At 72.6% G+C, this 19800-nt stretch carries 16 protein-coding genes and 1 pseudogene; 9 read left to right on the top strand and 8 right to left on the bottom strand.

The window, feature by feature from the left end:
* Window positions 1-219 (bottom strand): annotated as a pseudogene (locus LW587_RS07325) (uracil-DNA glycosylase); the annotation flags it as partial.
* A gap of 216 nt (window positions 220-435) precedes the next feature.
* On the opposite strand from LW587_RS07325, the gene LW587_RS07320 reads away from it, so the two are divergent.
* Window positions 436-2109, top strand: a complete 1674-nt coding sequence (locus LW587_RS07320; protein ID WP_232628924.1) for an electron transfer flavoprotein-ubiquinone oxidoreductase — start codon at window positions 436-438, stop codon at window positions 2107-2109.
* Between the two features lie 132 nt (window positions 2110-2241).
* On the opposite strand, the gene LW587_RS07315 is transcribed toward LW587_RS07320, so the two are convergent.
* The 3 genes from LW587_RS07315 to LW587_RS07305 all read right to left on the bottom strand — a co-directional run bounded on the left by LW587_RS07315 (window position 2242) and on the right by LW587_RS07305 (window position 4485).
* Window positions 2242-3231, bottom strand: a complete 990-nt coding sequence (locus LW587_RS07315; RefSeq protein ID WP_232628923.1) for a P1 family peptidase — start codon at window positions 3229-3231, stop codon at window positions 2242-2244.
* Complete coding sequence (gene rarD, locus LW587_RS07310) at window positions 3228-4100, bottom strand: EamA family transporter RarD (RefSeq protein ID WP_232628922.1); 873 nt, start codon at window positions 4098-4100, stop codon at window positions 3228-3230. Before rarD ends, LW587_RS07315 begins: the two co-directional genes overlap by 4 nt.
* Window positions 4101-4170: 70 nt before the next feature.
* Window positions 4171-4485, bottom strand: coding sequence for a hypothetical protein (locus tag LW587_RS07305; RefSeq protein ID WP_232628921.1), 315 nt, complete (start codon window positions 4483-4485; stop codon window positions 4171-4173).
* Window positions 4486-4633: 148 nt separating this feature from the next.
* Here LW587_RS07305 and LW587_RS07300 point away from each other — a divergent pair, with 148 nt between their 5' ends.
* Together LW587_RS07300 and metC are read left to right on the top strand one after the other, a co-directional pair.
* Complete coding sequence (locus LW587_RS07300) at window positions 4634-4807, top strand: ribosome modulation factor (protein ID WP_232628920.1); 174 nt, start codon at window positions 4634-4636, stop codon at window positions 4805-4807.
* Window positions 4808-5250: 443 nt separating this feature from the next.
* The gene (gene metC / locus LW587_RS07295) at window positions 5251-6438 is read left to right on the top strand and encodes a cystathionine beta-lyase (protein WP_232628919.1); all 1188 of its coding nucleotides are present in this window, start codon (window positions 5251-5253) and stop codon (window positions 6436-6438) included.
* 92 nt (window positions 6439-6530) lie between these two features.
* Here metC and LW587_RS07290 read toward each other — a convergent pair whose 3' ends face one another.
* A complete protein-coding gene (locus tag LW587_RS07290; RefSeq protein ID WP_232628918.1) occupies window positions 6531-7127 on the bottom strand; it encodes a pyridoxamine 5'-phosphate oxidase family protein in 597 nt (198 codons plus the stop codon).
* A gap of 364 nt (window positions 7128-7491) precedes the next feature.
* Here LW587_RS07290 and LW587_RS07285 point away from each other — a divergent pair, with 364 nt between their 5' ends.
* From LW587_RS07285 to LW587_RS07275, 3 genes are all read left to right on the top strand, one after another.
* Window positions 7492-10713, top strand: a complete 3222-nt coding sequence (locus LW587_RS07285; protein ID WP_442919098.1) for a PAS domain S-box protein — start codon at window positions 7492-7494, stop codon at window positions 10711-10713.
* 105 nt (window positions 10714-10818) lie between these two features.
* Window positions 10819-11571, top strand: coding sequence for a TVP38/TMEM64 family protein (locus LW587_RS07280; protein WP_232628933.1), 753 nt, complete (start codon window positions 10819-10821; stop codon window positions 11569-11571).
* Entirely contained in the window at window positions 11568-13112 is a 1545-nt protein-coding gene (locus LW587_RS07275) for a phospholipase D-like domain-containing protein (protein ID WP_232628916.1), read from the top strand. Before LW587_RS07280 ends, LW587_RS07275 begins: the two co-directional genes overlap by 4 nt.
* 284 nt (window positions 13113-13396) lie before the next feature.
* Here the strand turns inward: LW587_RS07275 and LW587_RS07270 are convergent, their stop codons facing one another.
* From LW587_RS07270 to LW587_RS07260, 3 genes are all read right to left on the bottom strand, one after another.
* Window positions 13397-14002: a phosphatase PAP2 family protein gene (locus tag LW587_RS07270; RefSeq protein WP_232628915.1), complete on the bottom strand. Its 606-nt coding sequence runs from the start codon at window positions 14000-14002 to the stop codon at window positions 13397-13399.
* A 386-nt stretch (window positions 14003-14388) separates the two neighbouring features.
* Window positions 14389-15459, bottom strand: coding sequence for an asparaginase (locus tag LW587_RS07265; protein ID WP_232628914.1), 1071 nt, complete (start codon window positions 15457-15459; stop codon window positions 14389-14391).
* A 68-nt stretch (window positions 15460-15527) separates the two neighbouring features.
* Entirely contained in the window at window positions 15528-16346 is an 819-nt protein-coding gene (locus LW587_RS07260) for an endonuclease/exonuclease/phosphatase family protein (RefSeq protein WP_442919097.1), read from the bottom strand.
* A gap of 368 nt (window positions 16347-16714) precedes the next feature.
* Between LW587_RS07260 and LW587_RS07255 the strand changes: the two genes are divergently transcribed.
* Genes LW587_RS07255 through nagA form a run of 3 tightly spaced genes read left to right on the top strand, consistent with a single transcriptional unit; the run spans window position 16715 to window position 19778 of the window.
* A complete protein-coding gene (locus LW587_RS07255; protein WP_232628913.1) occupies window positions 16715-17611 on the top strand; it encodes an N-acetylmuramic acid 6-phosphate etherase in 897 nt (298 codons plus the stop codon).
* Window positions 17608-18624, top strand: a complete 1017-nt coding sequence (locus LW587_RS07250; RefSeq protein WP_232628912.1) for an SIS domain-containing protein — start codon at window positions 17608-17610, stop codon at window positions 18622-18624. Before LW587_RS07255 ends, LW587_RS07250 begins: the two co-directional genes overlap by 4 nt.
* Window positions 18621-19778 carry an N-acetylglucosamine-6-phosphate deacetylase gene (gene nagA / locus LW587_RS07245; RefSeq protein WP_232628911.1) on the top strand — a complete coding sequence of 386 codons (1158 nt, stop codon included), beginning with the start codon at window positions 18621-18623 and terminating at the stop codon, window positions 19776-19778. Before LW587_RS07250 ends, nagA begins: the two co-directional genes overlap by 4 nt.
* The last annotated feature ends 22 nt before the right edge of the window (window positions 19779-19800 follow it).

Genomic DNA, 19800 nt, shown 5'->3' with positions numbered 1-19800 from the left:
ATCCTGGCCCGCCTGGCCCGCAAGGGCGGGGCGCGGAGCCGGCTCCCGTCGCGGCGGGGCCGGGGCGGCCTCCGGCGCCGCCGGCTCGGCCTCCGCGAAGCGGTCGTGCGGGCGCTCGTCGAGGGCCGCGTCGACGCCGGCCTCGACGTGGAAGTCGAGGTAGGAGATCAGGTCCGCCCTGGTGTCGGCGTTCGCGTCGCTCGCGCTCATGGGTTCCATCAGGTTCCATGTGGCGCGAGGGCGCCCTGTGGACAACGTGGTCCGGTCCGAACGGATCGCCGCGGGCGGATTTGCGCACACCACAATGTGCGCCGCTGCCGCGCGGGTCTGCCGCTACCCGGACGGCCTTGCCTTCCTACCTTGGAATCGCTTGAGAGACATCTTGACCGTGAAGCGGGCCGACGCGCGGGGCGCGCGGCCGCAGGAGGAACGAGGATGGCGCTGCCCGAACGCGAAGGCATGGATTTCGACGTGGTGATCGTGGGCGCCGGGCCCGCAGGCCTCGCGGCGGCGATCCGCCTCAAGCAGCTTTCCGTGGAGAAGGGCGAGGAGATCTCCGTCGTCGTCGTCGAGAAGGGCGGTGAAGTCGGCGCGCATATCCTCTCCGGCGCCGTGGTCGATCCGCTCGGCCTCGACACGCTGCTGCCCGAATGGCGCGACGACCCCGACCGCCCCCTCAAGACCGCGGTGGAGCGCGACGAGTTCCTGTTCCTGACCAAGAACAGCGGCCTCACCCTGCCGAACGTGTTTTTCCCCAAGCTTCTGTCGAACCACGGCAATTTCGTCGGCTCGCTCTCGAACACCGTGAAGTGGCTCGGTGCCAGGGCCGAGGGGCTCGGCGTCGAGATCTATCCGGGCTTCCCGGCCTCGGAAGTGCTCAGCGACGCCCGCGGCGCGGTGGTCGGCGTCGCCACCGGCGATCTCGGCATCTCCCGCACCGGCGAACCGCGGGACGACTTCACCCGCGGCATGGAACTGCGCGCGAAGTACACGGTGTTCGGCGAGGGCGCGCGCGGCTCCCTCACCAAGACGCTGATCGATCGGTTCGGCCTCAACCGCAACAGCGACCACCAGAAATACGGGTTGGGGGTGAAGGAGCTCTGGCAGCTCGCGCCCGAGAAGTTCGAGCCGGGTCTCGTCCAGCACACCATGGGCTGGCCCCTGCCGAACAAGGCCGGCGGCGGCTCGTGGCTCTATCACTTCGACGACCACCTCCTCTCGGTCGGCTTCGTCACGCACCTCAACTACGAGAACCCGACCCTGTCGCCGTTCGAGGAGTTCCAGCGCTTCAAGACCCACCCGATGATCCGCGAGGTCTTCGAGGGCGCCAAGCGCATCGGTTACGGCGCACGCGCCATCATGGAGGGCGGCTGGCAGTCGGTGCCCAAGCTCGTCTTCCCCGGCGGCTGCCTCGTCGGCGATTCCGCGGGCTTCGTGAACGTGCCGCGCATCAAGGGCTCGCACAACGCGATCCTCTCGGGGATCCAGGCGGCGGAGGCGATCTTCGAGGCGCTGGCCCAGGGCCGCCAGGGCGACGAGCTCACCGCCTACGACCAGGGCTGGCGTGACAGCCCGATCGGGCGCGACCTCAAGCCGGTGCGCAACGTCAAGCCGCTCTGGTCGAAATACGGCACCCTGGTCGGCGTCGGCCTCGGCGGCCTCGACATGTGGACCAACACGATCGCCGAGGCCTCGGTGTTCGGCACGCTCTCCCACGGCAAGCCGGACCATGAATGCCTCAAGCCGCTCGCGGAGGTGACGCCGATCACCTATCCGAAGCCCGACGGGAAGCTGACCTTCGACCGGCTCTCGTCGGTCTACCTCTCGAACACCAATCACGAAGAGGACCAGCCGCCCCACCTCAAGGTAAAGGATCTGGGCCTGCAGAAGACCTCCGAGCACGACGTCTACGGCGGCCCTTCCGGCCGCTATTGCCCGGCCGGCGTCTACGAGTGGGTCGAGGACAAGGCGGCCTCCGACGGCGTGCGGTTCCAGATCAACGCGCAGAACTGCGTCCACTGCAAGACCTGCGATATCAAGGACCCGAACCAGAACATCAACTGGGTCACGCCCGAAGGACCGGGCGGGCCGAACTACACGAACCTGTAATCTGCTCCGCAGAGTCGAGGTTTCGAAAGGACCAAGTCCTTTCGCGGGTCCGGGGCGGAGCTCTGGTGAAAGGAAGGCGGGACGCTGCCCCGCCTTCTTCCGAAGGAAGGATCCGACTGCGATCCCGAACGGCTAAAGCTCCCGCCAGGCCGGAAGGTCGAGGCTCGGAATCCGCGTCGCCGCGTGGACCCCGATCGCCACGGCACGGGCCAGGGTGTCGGCCGCGGCGGCGCCGAGCCGGGCGAGGTCGGCGATCGGGTCGGCGAGCGGCACCGCGCCGGTCGAGACCGCGAACACCACGTCGCCGTCGAGCGGCGTGTGGGCCGGGTGGATCGCCCGCGCGAGGCCGTCATGGGCCGCGATGGCGAGGCGCTTGGCCTGCGCCTTCGTCAGCACCGCGTCGGTGGCGACGACGGCCAGCGTCGTGTTCGCCCCCGGCCGCGCCTCCCGCGGCCAGGTGAGGGCGTCCGCCGGCATCGCCGCGGGCAGGCCGAGGCCGCCGAACTCGCCGTCCCGCTCGAACGGGGCGGCCCAGAAATGCGGCCCCTGCCCCATCGTCACCCGGCCGAAGGCGTTGACGGCGACGAGCGCGCCGACCTGGGCCCGGAGACCCGCCACCGCGGCCGAAGCCGAGCCGAGCCCGCCCTTGAGATTGGCGGTGCGGCAGCCGAGTCCGGCGCCGACCGAGCCCAGGGCGAAGGCGCCGTCCTGGGCATTCTCCGCCGCCGCGTGGCCGAGCTCGCGATAGGGCGGGAACCGGCCCCAGGCCTTGTCGCCGCCGTTGAGGAGATCGAACAGGATCGCGCTCGGCACGATCGGCACCCGCGCCTCGCCGACGGCAAAGCCGCGCCCCCGCTCGGCGAGCCACGCCACCACGCCGGCGGCCGCGTCGAGCCCGAAGGCCGAGCCGCCCGAGAGCACCAGCCCATCGACGGCGGGCACGGTGGCGGCCGGGTCGAGCAGGTCCGTCTCCCGGGTTCCGGGCCCGCCGCCGCGCACGTCCACCGCCGTGACGAAGGGCCTCTCGAAGATCAGCGCGGTGACACCGCTGGCGACCCGCGCGTCGCCCGCTTGGCCGACGCGAATCCCGGAGAGATCGGTGATGCGGTTGAGCCGGCTCATCGGACCTTCTCCTGCGGGGCGATCCGTTGTCTGCGGCCGTGGCGGATCGCATCGGTGGCGTAGAGCGCGAGCGCCAGCCAGATCATGACGAACAGCACGATGCGGTCGGCGGTGAGGGTCTCGCCGTAGACCAGGGTGCTGAGCAGCATGAGGCCGGTCGGGGCGAGATACTGCATCAGGCCGAGGCTGGTGAGGGTGAGCCGGGTCGCCGCGGCGGCGAACCAGATCAGCGGCAGCGCCGTGGTCACGCCGGTGAGGATCAGCAGCACCATCGTCCACGGGTCGTCGGGAACCTCGGTCTCCGAGAGCAGCAGGTAACCCAACGCCGCGGGCAACAACAAAAACGTCTCGGCGCAGAAGCCGACCATGCCGTCGACGCCGACGACCTTCCGGATCAGGCCGTAGAGCGCGAAGCTGACCGCGAGCCCGAGGGACAGCAGCGGCAGCCGCCCCGCCATCACGACCGCAATCACGACGCCCAGGACCACGAGGCCGACGGCGATCCCCTGCACCGGCCGCAGGCGCTCGCCGAGGAGGGCCGCGCCCAGCACCACCGAGACGAGCGGGTTGATGTAGTAGCCGAGGCTCGCATCGAGCATGTGCCCGGTCTCGACCGCCCGCAGGTAGAGCAGCCAGTTCACGGCGATCAGCCCCGCGGAGACCGCGAGCAGGGCGTGGCGCGGGCGCAGCGGGAACGGGTTGGCCAGCCTGCGGCGCAGCAGCGCGATCAGCCCCGTGACGAAGACCGCCGACCAGACGATGCGCTGGGCCAGGATCGTCTCGGAGGGCAGGCCGGCGAGGAGCCGGAAATGCACCGGGACGACGAGTCCCCAGCTCAGATAGGCAGCGAGCGCGTAGATCAGGCCCAAGACGGCTCCCCGGATCGGCTCCGGCCGGCGGCGCGGCGGGGGCCGCTTGTAGCCCGGCTCGGACCGCCGGTCAGCGCTTGCGGGCGGCCGGGGCGGCCTCGCCGCGCATGAGCGCGTTGAGACGCTCGGTGTCGAAGCCGCTCACCATGCGGCCCTTGGGCGGCTCGGGCGTCGCCGGGCCTTGCGTGACCGTGCCGGCCTTGACGGGGCCCGCGCTCACGCTGCCGGTGGTGGTGGGTTCGGGGGCGGACGGGATCGCGGCGCGCAGGCTCGGGGCTGCGGGCGGAGCCGCCGTATGGGCCAGCCGGTCGGCGCTGACGAGCGCGACGCTGAGGCTGCCGAGGCCCGTGATCGTGCCGAAGGCGAGGACGCGCAACAGACTCACGAGGAACGCTTCCCGAAACGCAGACACGTACGCGGAGCCGATACGCCGACCCCGGAAACAAGGTTAGCGCCGCCCCTGTTAACGAACCGAACGTGGGGCCGGCCCCGGGCCGGCTCCTTTCAGGACAACAGCGACGAGGAACCCCACCATGAACGTGCAGGCGACGGCGAGCGACAGCCCCTTCATCCAGGGGCGCAACGCGCGGCTCTACGGCAAGGCCATCGAGACCTGCCCCTATCCGGAAGGCTCGCAGGACCGCGCGGCCTGGCTCCAGGCCTACGAGGAGGCGGCGGCCGACGACCCGGAGGGCGAGCGGGGCTGATCTCCTCCCGGTGCGAGGGCGGACGACGGGCGCTCCGGCCCCTCGCACCGCCCGCTTCGGCTCCCGTGATTGTGGGAAGGTGCCGCCAGGGGACGGGTGTGGGACGGGTGTGGGACGGCATTCTCGATCCGGCCCAGCGGCCCCGGCGTCCCGAACGGGCGCCGCGTCTGGACGTCGCGCCCCAACGGATCGGGTTCGCACTCCCCGGCCTGTCGGGCGGCTTCGCGAGGTGCTTCGTCAGGATGGGGTCGAGGCGCTCCTCAACTCGAAGGCTCTCCGCCGATGGGGATGCTGGTTCGACTCAAGTTGAGAGTGCCAAAACAAAGGCGGAGAGTCGTGGTCACGGTTCAACGTGATGAGGCACGGCTCCAGACGCCTTGACGCTCCGGGGGCCGAGAGGCTGAAAGGGCAGCGCGTTCCATCCTCCCGCCTGCCCGAGGCCGATGTCCAAGACCCCTCCCCGCGACCGCGACCGCTTCGGCGCCGACACCCGCCTCGTGCTCGCGGGCCGCGATCCGTCCGGCCAGCACGGCTTCGTCAACACGCCGATCTACCGCGGCTCGACGGTGCTGTTCCCGACCTACGACGACATCAAGCACCGGCGCGGCCAGTATCAGTATGGGACGTCCGGCACGCCGACCATGGACGCCCTGTGCGAGGCCTGGAGCGAGGTCGCGGGGGCGGCCGGCACGGTGCTGGCGCCGTCGGGCCTTTCGGCCCTGACCCTGGCGCTGATGACCTGCGTCAGCGCGGGCGACCACCTGCTCGTGACCGATTCTGCCTACCGCCCGACCCGCATCTTCTGCGACGGGGTGCTCAAGCGATACGGCGTCGAAGTCGAGTATTACGATCCCCTGGTCGGGGCCGGGATCGGCGCGCTCATGCGCGACAACACCCGCGCGGTGCTCGTCGAGGCGCCGGGCTCGCAGACCTTCGAGATGCAGGACGTGCCGGCCATTGCGGAGGCGATGCACGCCCGCGGCGGCACCGTCGTCATGGACAACACCTGGGCGACCCCGCTGCTGTTCCCGCCGCACGCGCGCGGCGTCGATCTCGCGGTGGAGGCTGGCACCAAGTATCTCAGCGGCGGCTCCGACCTGCTGCTCGGCCTCGTCTCGGCCAACGCGAAGCACTATCCGGCCCTCAAGCGCACCTACGAGCACTTCGCGAACTGCCCCGGCCCCGAGGACATCTTCCTGGGATTGCGGGGGCTTCGGACGATGGGCCTGCGGCTGCGCGAGCACGGTGCCCGCGGATTGGCCATGGCCCAGTGGCTTCAGGCCCGTCCGGAGGTGCTGCGGGTGCTCCATCCCGCCCTGCCCGACGATCCCGGCCACGCCATCTGGACCCGCGACTTCTCCGGCGCCTCGGGCCTGTTCGGCGTGATCCTGAACCCGGTCTCGGAAGAGGCGCTTGCCGCCTTCCTCGACGGGCTCGAACTGTTCGGGATGGGCTTCTCCTGGGGCGGCTTCGAGAGCCTCGTCATCCCGTTCGATCCGACCCCGTACCGCACCGCCACCCGCTGGCAATCCGGCGGGCCTGCCCTGCGCTTCCATATCGGACTGGAGGACCCGGAGGACCTGAAGGCGGATCTCGACGCCGGGTTCGCGCGGATGCGGGCGCTGTCCTAGGTCAATCGGCCTGAGCGCGGATCCGGGCCGGCTCTCCCGGATCCCGCGCCGGATCGGCCCGAGAGCCGGCGTCCGCTTCTCGGGACGGCGCCTCAAGGCGCCACCCAGCTCCCGGTCCACCCGTCGCCGTCGCGCGCGAACACCGCCCGGCGATGGCCCCGCCGGTCGAGGTAAAGGAGGTCGAGGCGCGCCACCCGCACCACCACGGCGCAGAAATTCTCGCGGCCGATCTCCGCCTCCGGGGTCTCCCCCGGCAGGGTGTAAGCGTCGCCCGCGGGCAGCCTCGTGCCGGGGGCGGGATCGATGCCGTAGCAGACGCGGCTCATCGCCTGCGCGCCCGTCCAGGCAGCTTCCGCCAGCGCGTCGCCGCGATGGAGCCGCGCGCTCCCTTCCGCCCGCAGCTGAAGCTTGGCCCCCGCATCGTAGACGTGGAGGGCGGCGCCCGATCCCGCGCCGATCTCGCGGGCCTTGTCCGAGCGGGCGTCGCAGTGGAAGCGCAGGGTGCCGGCCTCCGGATCGGCCCCCCGCAGCACCACCGTCCGCAGCCGTGGCCGTCCGGCCGCGTCGACGGTCGCCAGGGCGGGGGTGTGAAACGGGCCACGGCGGTCCTGCGCCCCACCGGCGAGCCGCCGCCACCCCTCCGTGCGGAAGCCGTCGAGATCGTCGTAGAAGGAAGGCAGCGCGTCCACGCCGGGTCTCCGAGCGGGTTGAGAGGTCCGCGCGATGCTGTCGCGGGGCTCAGGCCCGTGCAAGCCGGGTCCGGAGCGGCGGATCGACCGGCGCGCCGTGCTTTGTGCGCATTCGTGGTCTCACTGCCGATCCGGACGGATCCGTCACGGTTCGGTGCGACCGATGGCACCCCTGGCCCGCCGCCGCGTTGAACGCTCTCGAACGGTCCCGCTTCCCCTTGCCGACGTCCTCCATGGTGCGCCCCCTGCTTCGCTGCCCTCCCGCCCCCGCCGCACTGGCCGACGGACGGCGCCCGCCTGCGGAGGCCGCGGCGTGACCGGACGGCCCTCCTTCCTCGACGGCGGCGGTGAGACCGGCGCCCTGATGCGTGCCCTCGACTGGGCGGCGACCCCGCTCGGCCTCCCGGAGGCCTGGCCGCCGGCGCTCAAGACCCTCGTCGGGCTGATGCTCGGATCGCACCAGCCGATGCTGATCGTCTGGGGGGAGGCGCACACCACCCTCTACAACGACGGCTACGCCGCGATGTGCGGCACGCGCCACCCCCGGGCGCTCGGACGGTCGTTCGAGGAATTGTGGCACGACATCTGGGATCAGGTGCAGCCGATCCTGGCGCGCGCCTATGCGGGCGAGGCGGTCCACATGGACGACATCGCCTTCGTGATGCACCGCAACGGCTTCCCGGAGGAGACGCATTTCTCCTTCGGCTACACCCCGGTGCGGGACGAGACCGGGGCGGTGACCGGCATGTTCTGCGCCTGCGCCGAGACCACCGCCGCCGTGAAGGCCGGCCGGCAGACCCGGGCGGAGCGGGAGCGGCTGACGCATCTGTTCGCCCTGTCCCCGAATTTCGTCGCCGTGCTCACCGGCCCGGATCACGTCGTCGAGTTCGCCAACCCCGCCTATCGCCGGCTCGTGGCCGACCGCGACATCCTCGGCCGACCCGTGCGCGAGGCCCTGCCCGAGGTCGAGGGGCAGGGCTTCTTCGAGCGCCTCGACGCCGTCTTCCGCACGGGCGAGGGCTTCACCGCCCACGCCGCGCCCGTGGTGCTCCTGCGCGAGCCGGGCGCGGCGCCCGAGCCCCGCTTCCTCGATTTCGCCTACCAGCCGATGCGGGACGCGGCCGGTTCGGTCACCGGCGTCTTCGTCGAGGGCTCCGACGTCACCGAGCGGGTGCGCGGCACCGCCGCCCTCGCCGAGAGCGAGACCCGCTTCCGCGCCATGGCGGACGACGCCCCCGTGATGATGTGGGTGACCGACGCCGAGGGGGCCTGCCTCTACCTGAACCGGCGCTGGTACGAGTTCACCGGCCAGACCGAGGCGGAGGCGCTGGGCCTCGGCTGGCTCGACGCCGTCCATCCGGACGACCGCGGCTGGTCCGGCGAGACCTTCCTCGCCGCCAATGCCCGCCGGGAGGGGTTCCGCCTGGAATACCGCCTGCGCCACGTCGACGGGCGCCACCGCTGGGCGATCGACACCGCGAGCCCGCGCTTCTCCGCCGATGGGGACTTCCTGGGCTATATCGGCTCGGTGGTCGACATCGACGAGCGCCGCGCCGCCGAACTGGCGCTCGCGCAGAGCGAGGAGCGCCAGCGGCTCGCCGTCGAGAACGCCGAGGTCGGCCTGTGGGACGTCGATCCGGTGGCCGGCACGCTGTACTGGCCGGCCCGGGTCAAGGCGATGTTCGGCATCGCGCCCGACAGGCCGGTCTCGATGGACGACTATTATGCCGGCCTGCATCCGGAGGACCGGGAGCAGGCCAGTGCCGCCTACGCCGCCGCCGCCGATCCGGAGCGGCGCGCCCTCTACGACGTCGAGTACCGCACGATCGGCCGCGAGGACGGCGTCGTGCGCTGGGTCGCCGCCAAGGGGCGCGGCGTGTTCGACGACGCCCCGGGGGGCAGCGGGCGCTGCCTGCGGGTCGTCGGCACGGCGATCGACATCACCGCCCGCAAGGCGATCGAGGAGCAGCTTGTCGAGACGACCCGCCGCCTCGACGCGGTGCTCGGCAACGCAACCCAGGCCGTCTTCATGATGGATGAGCGCCAGCACTGCGCCTACATGAACCGGGCCGCCGAGCGCTTGACCGGCTACACCCTGGAGGAAACCCAGGGGAAGACGCTGCACGACGTCGTCCACCACACCCGGCCGGACGGAACCCCCTACCCGCTCCACGAATGCCCGATCGACCAAGCCTTCCCGGAGAACAACCAGGAGCAGGGCCAGGAGATCTTCGTCCACAAGGACGGCACGTTCTACCCCGTCGCCTTCACGGCGAGCCCGATCCGCGACGCCGACGGGCGGCCGGTCGGCACGGTGATCGAGGCGCGCAACATCGAGGCGGAGCTGCGCGCCAAGGCCCAGCTGGAGGCCTTCAATGCCGGCCTGGAGCAGCAGGTGGCCGAGCGCACCGCCGAGCTGATGCGGACCGAGGAGGCCCTGCGCCAGTCGCAGAAGATGGAGGCGGTGGGCCAGCTCACCGGCGGGCTCGCCCACGACTTCAACAACCTGCTGACCGGCATCTCCGGCTCGCTCGAGCTGCTGCAGACCCGCCTCGCCCAGGGGCGGCTCACGGAGATCGACCGCTACGTCAACGCCGCGCAGGGCGCCTCGAAGCGCGCCGCCGCCCTGACCCACCGGCTGCTCGCCTTCTCCCGCCGCCAGACGCTCGATCCGAAGCCCACCGACGTGAACCGGCTGGTGGCCGGCATGGAGGAGCTGATCCGGCGCACCATCGGGCCTGGGATCACCCTGGAGGTGGTGGCGGCGGGCGGGCTTTGGTCGGCGCTCATCGATCCGAGCCAGCTCGAGAACGCGCTGCTGAACCTGTGCATCAACGCCCGCGACGCCATGCCGGAGGGTGGGCGCATCACCATCGAGACCGGCAACAAATGGCTCGACGGGCACGGCGCCCGCGCCCGCGACCTCGAGCCCGGCCAGTATCTCTCGCTCTGCGTGACCGACACCGGCACCGGCATGAGCCCGGAGGTGCAGGCCAAGGCGTTCGACCCGTTCTTCACCACGAAGCCCATCGGCCAGGGGACGGGGCTGGGCCTGTCGATGATCTACGGTTTCGTGCGCCAGTCCGGCGGGCAGGTGCGGATCTACTCGGAGGTCGGCCAGGGCACCACCATGTGCCTCTACCTGCCCCGCCATTACGGCGCGGCGGACGCGGTCGAGCCGCATCCCGACCTCGCCTCGGCGCCCCGGGCCGAGCAGGGCGAGACGGTGCTGATCGTCGACGACGAGCCGACGGTGCGGATGCTGGTGACGGAGGTGCTGGAGGATCTCGGCTACACCGCCATCGAGGCCGCGGACGGGCCCGCCGGCCTCAAGGTGCTGCAATCGGACGTGCGGATCGACCTGCTCGTCACCGATGTCGGCCTGCCCGGCGGCATGAACGGCCGCCAGATGGCCGATGCCGGCCGCGAGCGGCGGCCGGACCTCAAGGTCCTGTTCATCACGGGCTATGCCGAGAATGCCGTCGTCGGCAACGGCCATCTGGAGCCCGGCATGGCGGTGATCACCAAGCCCTTCGTGATGGAGACGCTCGCCGCCCGCATCAAGGAAATGATCGACGGCTGGTGACGGCGTTCGGGCCGGCGTTTCGCTTCGGGACGGAGGGGACATCCGGGAACGACTCGGCGGCCCCCGGACTTGTCGAGCGTAACCGTTTCCGAGCAGCACGCGATCATGGACAACGCCCGCCACTGGGCCCGCACCTGGCTTGTGACGGCGGCCGCCGCCGCCCTGGCCGTGGGGGCCTGGTCTCTCCTGCCCGTCGATGCGTGGCTGCGCGCCTTCTCGGATTGGGCCAACGGCTTCGGCCCCTACGGGCTCCTGATCTTCGGCGCCCTGTTCTTCCTCGCCACGCTCCTCGTCGTGCCGGGCACGCCGCTCACCATCGCGGGGGCCGTGGCCTATGGCTGGGCGGTGATGCCGGTGGTGCTGGTCGCGGCGACCCTCGGCTCGTGGCTCGCCTTCTTCGCCGCCCGCTACCTGTTCCGCGATCGGCTGCGACGGCTGATCGACCGCAAGCCGCGCCTGCGCGCCACCGTCGAGGCGGTCGGCGACGGCGGCTGGCGGCTGCTCACACTGATGCGGTTGAGCCCGTTCGTGCCCTTCAACGCGCAGAACTACGCCCTCGGCGTGACCGATGTCGGCACCACGGCCTATCTGGTCTCGACGGTGATCGGGATGCTGCCGGGCACGGTGGTCTGCGTCTATCTCGGGGCGATCGGCCGCCGGGCGGGCAGCGACGAGCCGACCCACTGGATCACCCTCGGCCTCGGCCTCGGCCTCGTGGCGACCGTCGTCGCCGTCGAACTGACCCGACGGCGGGTCAAGGCCAAGCTCGAGGCGGGACCAGGGGGGGCGTCGGAGCGGCGCGAGGGGCATTCCGTTCCGGCGGACGCGGCAGGTGGGGAGCGATCGGAATTCGCATGAGGCGCGACATCGAGGCGGGCGAAGGGGCTCCGGTTTCCGGAAACTGGCTGCGGCCGGGCGTGACCTGCTGGCGGCGGGAGCGTGCGGAGCGTGTCGCCGTGCTCCATGACGGGGCGGCCTATTTCGCCGCCGCCCGGAGCGCGCTGGTGAAGGCGCGGGCGAGCATCACCCTGATCGGCTGGAGCTTCGACCCGCGCGTGCGCCTGCTGCCCTCCCCCTCCGATCCGGAGGCCGGGGAGAGCATGGCCCACCTGCTGCGCGCGCTGAAGGCCGAGCGGCCGGAACTCGCCATCCGCATCCTGATCTGGGACATGCCCTGGCCGATCTCGGCGGGCAACGACCACACGCCGGACACCGTTCGGGAGAGCCTCGGACCCGACATCGATTTCCGCATCGACGGCACGCTGCCGTTCGGCGCCTGCCAGCACCAGAAGATCCTCGTGATCGACGATCGGATCGCCTTCTGCGGCGGCAGCGATTTCGAGGTGAATCGCTGGGACACCCCCGCTCACCGCGACCGTGACCCGCGCCGCCGCCTGCCGTCGGGCGAGGAATACCCGCCCCGGCACGACGTGATGATGCTGGTCGACGGCCCCGCCGCGGGGGCGCTCAGCGAACTCGCCCACGAGCGCTGGCGCCGGGCCACCGGCGAGGTCTTCTCGCATCCGCTGGCCGATCCGGACCGGGCGAGCGACCCCTGGCCGGAGGCCGTCGCCCCGCTCCTCACCGAGGTCGAGGTCGCCCTCTCCCGCACCGAGCCCGCGGTGGACGGCCGGTCGGCCGTGACCGAGAACGCCGCCCTCTACCTCGCGACGATCCGGGGCGCCCGGGAGACGATCTATCTCGAGAACCAGTACCTCGCCGCGCCGCTCGCCGCCGAGGCCCTGCGGGCGCGCCTGTCCGAGCCGGACGGCCCCGAGATCGTCATCGTCCTGTCCGAGCGCAGCCCCAACGGCTTCGACCGCCTGACCATGGACAGCGCCCGCCGCGGCCTGATCGCGGGCCTGCGTCGGGCCGACCGTTTCGGACGCCTGCGGATCGTCGCACCGCACACGCCGAAGGGCCGGCCGATCCTGATCCATTCGAAGGTCGCGATCATCGACGGCCGCTTCCTGCGGATCGGCTCGACCAACCTCAACAACCGCTCCTTCGGCTACGACACCGAGTGCGATCTCTCGATCGAGATTCCCGAAGGCGATGCGCGGGGGCGCGCGGCCCTCGACCGTGTGCTCCATGCCCTGCTCGGCCATCACGGCGGCTGCCCCACGGATACCTTCGCGGAGGCCGTGCGGGCGCGCGGCTCCCTGCGAGCCGTCCTCGACGATCCCGCTCTGATGCCCGCGCCGCGCCTGTGCCCCCTCGTGCCCTCCCCCCGCGGGCCCATCGCCCGCCTCGTCGAGACCTTCCACCTCGGTGATCCCGCCGGCACCGCCGATGCCTGGCGCCCCTGGCGGCGGCGGAGGGCCCTGCGCGCGGCCGGCGGCGGGCTGGTGCCGGAGGGGTCGATGACGGCCCAGCCCGGCACGACGGTCGAGGCGTAGACTTTTCTTGGTCCGACCGGATGGGTGGCGGCGCTGCCCCCTCCCGGTCGATCGGTCGCCAAAGGCGCCTGCCGGAGGGGGAGAACCCTGCACGCATCATGCCCTGTGCGCGGCCCGAAGCCCTCTCCTCGCGCGCGGCCAGGAGATCCGTTCGCCTGGTAGGACCTTGGCCGGGCCTCATACCAAATCCGGTTGATCCCTCCGGGATGGCGGATTTGGGCGTCGCTCAAGCGCCGCGCGGGCTTGCCTGATACGGGCTCCGCTTTGATCAAGCGGAGCCCGTATCAGGGGGCCTGCTCGGCCCGCTGCGGCAGCCGCGCCGAGACCAGCCGGTCCGTCGCCGCCTCGGCGGCGAGGCCGATGAGGGCGCCGGCCGCCACGTCGGCGGGGAAATGCGCGCCGCGTACGAGCTGCACCGCCACGACGCCGGCGGCGGTCGCGTAGGCCGGCCCGCTCAGGCCCGGCCGGGCCCGGGCCACCGCGCGGGCGACGGCGACGCTGAGCGCCGCGTGGCCGGAGGGGAAGGACTGCCAGGGCCCGTCATTGGGCCCGAACGGGCCGCGGGCGTATCGGCCGGTATCCATCAGGACGTTGGGCCGCGTGCGGTGGAGCGTGCGCTTCAGGCTCGTCTTGACGAGGCTCGCCAGCGTGCCCGCCGCGAGCATCCGCCCCCCGGTCTCGGCGAGCGCCCGGTCGCGGGTGAGCAGGCCCCAGGCAAGCGTGCCGGCGGACATCGCGAGCAGCGCCTGCCAGCTCCCGACCTCGCCCATCGTGATCACCGCCGGCATCACCGGATGATCCTTGCCGCGCGCCAGCGCCACGCCGGCGCGGATGTCCGCCGCCTCCAGGGATCCGGTCCGGGCCGCCGCACGCTCGGTCGCGTCTCGCACATCATGTTCCGCAAGCATGGCCCTCAACGCGCGAGCGGCGGAACCGATGCGTGGCCGTTACGGGTGGTTCGGGGAGCATCGCTCGAGCGGGGGACGCCGGCGCTCGGAAACAGCCGATCCTTTCGGGTTGAAGCCCCGGCGGTTTGACGGTTCGAAAGACCTTTGGGGGCGTGAGCGGGCTTCTCCGCTCCGACGGGAAGGTCGTAGAACAATCTTCTGCGCCACTGCCATTCGAGCAGCTCGAACGGCGGCCGAGAGGCTGCCAGGAAGCCGATCACGGCGCTGCCCCAAGATGTGCGAGGGGAGATCCTCCTGCAGCCTCCGCGTTTCACACGGCCTCGGTCGGAAGCGGCCCCTCGCGGGATCACGCTGATTGGGTTTCGACCCTAGCGGTCGAACAGCGCCTGGAGCGCCGCGCGGTCCTTGCTGTCCGGCAGGGCGATCAGGGTCAGGATGCGGGCCTTGTCGGGCGTCAGGTCGCCCGCGAAGACCGCGCCGGCCTTGCGCAGGGTGCTGCCGCCGCCCTTGAAGCCGTAGACCGGCAGGGCGCGCCCGTCATGCACGCGGGTCGCCACGATCACCGGCACGCCCTTGGCGATTACCTCGGCGATGGCGTCGTGCATCTCGGCGTTGACGTTGCCCCAGCCATAGGCCTCCACCACGATCGCCTCGGCCCCGCTCTCGGCGGCGTGCCGCACCTGGGAGCCGTCGGCGCCCGCATACATCGCCACGAGATCGACCCGGGGCATCCGATCCGGCAGCGGAAGGGTCTGGCGCCGCAGCGACTTGCGGCTGAACACGACGCGGTCCTCGTCGACATAGCCGAGGATGCCCGCCTCGCCGGAATTGAAGGTCTCGACGTTGCTGGTGTGGGTCTTGCGCACCTCGCGGGCGGCGTTGATGCGGTGGTTGAGCGTCACCGTCACGCCCATCTCGGCGGCACCCTCGGCCAGAATCTGGCGGGCGGCGTTGAGCAAGTTGCGCGGCCCGTCGGCATCCGCGTCGGAGGCGTTGCGCTGGGCGCCCACCAGCACGACGGGCTTGCGGCTCGTCAGGGTCAGGTCGAGGAAATAGGCGGTCTGGTCGAGGGTGTCGGTCCCGTGCAGCACGATCGCGCCGCGCACGTCCGGATCGGCCAGGATCGCGTCGATCCGGCGCGACAAAGCAGGCCAGCGGTCGGGGCCCATGTAGTCGCTCGGCACGTTGCTGAACTCGGTCACCTCGATCGTCGCGATGTCCTTCAGCTTCGGCACCGCCGAGACCAGGTCCTCACCGGAGAGCGCGGGGACCGGGGCATGGGTCACCGGATCGACCTTCATCGCGATGGTGCCGCCGGTCGCGACCACCGCGATCCGCGGCGCCGGGGCCTTGGCCGGCTGGGCCGCGGCCATCCCGGAGCCGAGCGTGGCGGCGGCCATCAGGCCGAGCCCGGTCAGGTTCCCGATTGCCTTCGTCATCGTCTGAACGCTCTCCTCCGCCGTCGACCGTATGCGGGCCGTCACCATGCGAGGCCGAGCGCGATCCCTCAACCCCTTTCCATCCGGATGTCGGCCAGCACCGGCAAATGGTCAGAGGCCCGGCGCGGGCCGGCGCCGTCCACGACCGCCACGCGCTCGACGGTGATCCCCTCGCCGACGAAGACGTGGTCGATGCGCACCAGGGGGAAGCGGCTCGGGAAGGTCGCGCCCCGCCGCAGCCCGTCCCGGTGCGCCGCCACGCGCCGGGCGTCGCGCAGGCGGCCGGCAAGCCGGCGGTAGGCCCGCGACCAGACAGTGGCGTTGAAGTCGCCGAGCAGAACCACGGGCGCCCGGCAATCCGGATCGCCGATCCACTCGGGACCGAGCAGGGCCTCGACCTGGGCGAGGCGCTCCGGGCCGAGGAGGCCGAGATGGGTGTTGAAGACCTGAAGCGGCCTTCCGTCGACCGCGACCTCCACCCAGAGGGCGCCCCGCGGCTCCAGGCCCGGTCGCCGGAGAAGGCCGGGCAGCGGCCCGGCACGCACCAGCCGGGAGGGCCCGCGGGTGAGCACGGCGTCGCCGTAGCGCTCCTCCGCGATATGCAGCGCCGGGTGGAAATGCGCAGTGAGGCCGGCGAGCCGGGCGATCTCGTCCGCCTGGTCGAGGCCGCCGGTGCGCGCCCGCCCGACATCGACCTCTTGCAGCGCGACGATGTCGGCGCCCGTCGCGGCGATCACCGCGGCCACCCGCTCCGGGGCGACCCGACCGTCGGTGCCGCGGCAATGCCGGACATTGTAGGTCAGGAGCCGCACCGGAGCCCCCGGGGCGGCCCTCTCCGCCGGTGCCGCAGGACCGGCCCGCTTCGTCTCGATCGAGCCCTGCGCCACCTGTCCTCCCCCACTGGCCCGCGATGGGGCCCGCAATAGGGCCCGCGTTCGCGCCCGCGCTTGCCTGCCCGCTTGCCCGCCCCCGGCGGCATCGCGCCAACCGAACGCCGCGGGGCCGGAACCGATCCCTCGGCACCGATCGCTTCGCGGTCTACCGATCCCTCGGCACCGATCGCTGCGCGGTCTCTTGGCCGATCCTGCCGCGAAGTCCGGTGCGCGGCCCTCCCGCCGGCCTCCGCCTGCGCCATATCCCGGCACGGACGGGTCGGGGCCGCGGGATCGCGGTGCCGGTGACGTCGCTTGATGAAGCGGGAGCCGGACCCCGGCGGACGGGGCCTCCGGGAACGGGTCAGTGCGATGAGGCAGGGATGAGGACCGAGGACGCCAGCGCCCGCTACGTCGATCTCGACGCCTGGGAGGGCGGCGACATCCTCCGGGCGCTGTGGGAGGGACAACTCGCGGCCGTGGCGGCGGTGGGCCCGGCGCTGCCGGCGATCGCGGTGGCGGCGCAGGCCGCCGAGGCCGGTCTGCGGCGGGGGGGGCGGCTCGTCTATGTCGGCGCGGGTACCTCCGCCCGGATCGGCGTGCAGGACGGGGCGGAACTGCCCCCGACCTTCGACTGGCCGGGCGAGCGGCTCGCCTTCGCCATTGCCGGGGGCGAGGGCGCCCTGCTCCGGGCCGTGGAGGACGCGGAGGATTCGGAGGGAGACGGCGAGGCCTGGGTCGCCCGGGCGGAGATCGGCCCCGACGACGCGGTGGTGGGCTTGGCCGCGAGCGGCAGCACCCCCTTCACCCTCGCGGTGCTGGCCGCCGCCCGCGCCCGCGGCGCGGTCACGGTCGGCATCGCCAACAATCCCGGCACGCCGATCCTGGAGGTGGCCGCGCACGGCATCCTGGCCGCGACCGGGGCCGAGGTGCTGGCGGGCTCGACGCGGATGAAGGCCGGCACCGCGCAGAAGGTGATCCTCAACCTGTTCTCGACGCTCCTGATGATCCGCCTCGGCCGGGTCTATCGCGGGCGCATGGTCGCGATGCGGGCGAGCAACCGCAAGCTCCGGGCGCGCGGCGTCGCGATGGTGGCCGAACTCGCCGGCTGCGGCGCGGCGGAGGCGACCCGTGCCAGCGCCGAGGCCGGGGGCGACATCAAGCTCGCCGTGCTGATCGCGAGCGGGGCGAGCCGCGCCCAGGCCGAGCAGCGCCTCACCCGCCACGACGGCAACCTGCGCCGGGCGCTCGCCGAGCCATCCGAGGGGACGGGACCATGACCGCGACGCCGACCTTCATGGCGCGGGAGATCGCCGAGATCCCCGCCGCCGCCGCCGCGTTGCTGGAATCAGGCGCCGCCGCCCGCATCGCGCAGAGCTTGCGGCCGAGACCCTTCCCGTTCGTCGTTCTGTGCGGCCGGGGCAGTTCGGGCCATGCCGGCGTCGCCCTGCGCTATCTCATCGAGACCCGGCTCGGCCTGCCGGTCTCGGCCTCGGCGCCCTCCGTGGTGACCGGCTACGCCCGTGCGCCGCAGATGGAGGGCGCCCTGTTCGTCGTCGTCTCGCAGTCGGGCCGCTCGCCCGATCTCGTGGCGGCCACGCGGGCCGCCCGGGAGGGCGGTGCGCTGACGCTCGCCCTCGTGAACGATCCCGAATCCCCTGCCGCGACGGCGAGCGATCTCGTCCTGCCGATCCTGGCCGGCCCGGAGCGGGCGGTCGCGGCGACCAAGACGGTGACGAACTCGATGATCGCGGGCGCGGCCCTCGTGGCGGCCTGGGCCGGCGACGGCGCTCTCGAGGCGGGCCTCGCGGCCCTGCCCGAGCGCCTCGCCCGGGCGCAGGACCTCGACTGGTCGGCCTGGGGTGCGGATCTCGGCGGCGCGCCCGCCGCCTTCGTGACCGGGCGCGGGCACGGACTCGGCACGGTGCGGGAGATCGCCCTGAAGCTCGCCGAGACCCTGCGCCTGCCGGCGCTCGGCTACTCGGCGGCGGAGCTGCGCCACGGGCCCCGCGCCTCCGTCTCGGCGGCCACGCCGGTTCTGGCGCTGCGGCAGGCGGACGCGATGGCCGACGGCATCGACGGCCTCGTCCGGGATCTGCGCCGGGACGGCCTGCGGGTGCAGGCCTGCGGCGGGCCCGACGGCACCCTGCCCTGGCTCGGCGACGGGCACCCGGCCTGCGACCCCATCGCCATGCTGGTCCCGGCCTACCGGGCGATCGAGGCGGAGGCGCGCCGCCGCGGCCTCGACCCGGACGCGCCGGCCGGCCTCACCAAAATCACCGAGACCCTGTGAGCGGCGGCCGCGTCCTCGCCGCCGAGCGGGTCTTCGACGGCGACGCGTTCCGGACCGGGCTGGCCCTCGTGCTGCGCGAGGGCCGGATCGCCGACCTCACCCCCGCCCCGCCCCGGGACCTGCCGGTGACCCGCCTGCCGCCGGGCACGATTCTGGCGCCGGGCTTCGTCGACGTCCAAGTCAATGGCGGCGGCGGGGTGCTGCTCAACGACGATGCGAGCGTCGCGGGCATCGCCCGCATCGCCGCCGCCCATCGCCGCGGCGGCACCACCGCGCTGCTGCCGACCCTCATTACCGACACGCGGCCGACCATCGCGGCGGCCATCGAGGGCGTCGCCGCCGCGATCCGGGCGGGCGTGCCCGGCATTCTCGGCATTCACCTCGAAGGGCCGTTCCTGAGCCCGCAGCGCATCGGCATCCACGATCCCGCCCGGATCGCGGGCTTCGGCGAGGGCGACGCGGCGCTCCTGACGGGGCTCGGAGCGCGGGGCCTCACCCTCGTGACCTTGGCTCCCGAGGAAGTCCCACCGGGCGCGGTGGCCGACCTCGTCGCCCGTGGCGCCCTCGTCTGCGCCGGACACACCGCCGATGACGGCGCGGCGATCCGGCGGGGGCTGGACGAGGGAATGTCCGGCTTCACCCACCTGTTCAACGCCATGTCGCAGCTGGGCCCGCGCGCGCCCGGCGCGGTCGGCGTGGCCTTGTCCGATCCGCGCGCCTTCGCCGGAATCATCGCCGACGGCCATCATGTCGGCGATCTCCAGCTCCGGCTGGCCCTTCGTCTCCTGGGATCGGACCGCCTTTTCCTAGTCACCGATGCGATGCCGCCGGTCGGCGATCCCGGACCGGCGCCGGGCTTCACCCTGTTCGGCCGCCGCATCCGCCGCGACGGCGATCGGCTGACCGGGGAGGACGGCACGCTCGCGGGCGCGGCGATCACCATGGTCGAGGCGGTGCGTCACATGAGCGGGCGTGGCGGCGCCTCCCTGGCGGAGGCCCTCGCCATGGCGTCGCTGACGCCGGCCCGTTTCCTCGGGCTCGAGGGACGGCTCGGCCGGATCGCGCCGGGTTTCGCCGCCGACCTCGTCGCCCTCGGGCCGGACCTCACCGTGACCGGAACCTGGATCGGCGGGCAGGCGCCGAGTGCGGGCTGAGCGGCGGGGGGAACACCGGCGG

The organism is Methylobacterium sp. Leaf118, from assembly GCF_920984675.1.
Taxonomy (GTDB): domain Bacteria; phylum Pseudomonadota; class Alphaproteobacteria; order Rhizobiales; family Beijerinckiaceae; genus Methylobacterium.
Note: the sequence above shows the minus strand (reverse complement) of the source record. Positions and strands in the feature narration are given on the sequence as shown.

Excerpts from the sequence above, each read along its gene's own strand:
- metC (WP_232628919.1), top strand. The coding sequence starts at position 5,251 with ATGTCCAAGACCCCTCCCCGCGACCGCGACCGCTTCGGCGCCGACACC.
- LW587_RS07250 (WP_232628912.1), top strand. The coding sequence starts at position 17,608 with ATGACCGCGACGCCGACCTTCATGGCGCGGGAGATCGCCGAGATCCCC.
- LW587_RS07265 (WP_232628914.1), bottom strand. The coding sequence starts at position 15,459 with ATGACGAAGGCAATCGGGAACCTGACCGGGCTCGGCCTGATGGCCGCC.
- LW587_RS07320 (WP_232628924.1), top strand. The coding sequence starts at position 436 with ATGGCGCTGCCCGAACGCGAAGGCATGGATTTCGACGTGGTGATCGTG.
- LW587_RS07280 (WP_232628933.1), top strand. The coding sequence starts at position 10,819 with ATGGACAACGCCCGCCACTGGGCCCGCACCTGGCTTGTGACGGCGGCC.
- LW587_RS07315 (WP_232628923.1), bottom strand. The coding sequence starts at position 3,231 with ATGAGCCGGCTCAACCGCATCACCGATCTCTCCGGGATTCGCGTCGGC.
- LW587_RS07275 (WP_232628916.1), top strand. The coding sequence starts at position 11,568 with ATGAGGCGCGACATCGAGGCGGGCGAAGGGGCTCCGGTTTCCGGAAAC.
- LW587_RS07255 (WP_232628913.1), top strand. The coding sequence starts at position 16,715 with ATGAGGACCGAGGACGCCAGCGCCCGCTACGTCGATCTCGACGCCTGG.
- LW587_RS07285 (WP_442919098.1), top strand. The coding sequence starts at position 7,492 with ATGCGTGCCCTCGACTGGGCGGCGACCCCGCTCGGCCTCCCGGAGGCC.
- LW587_RS07300 (WP_232628920.1), top strand. The coding sequence starts at position 4,634 with ATGAACGTGCAGGCGACGGCGAGCGACAGCCCCTTCATCCAGGGGCGC.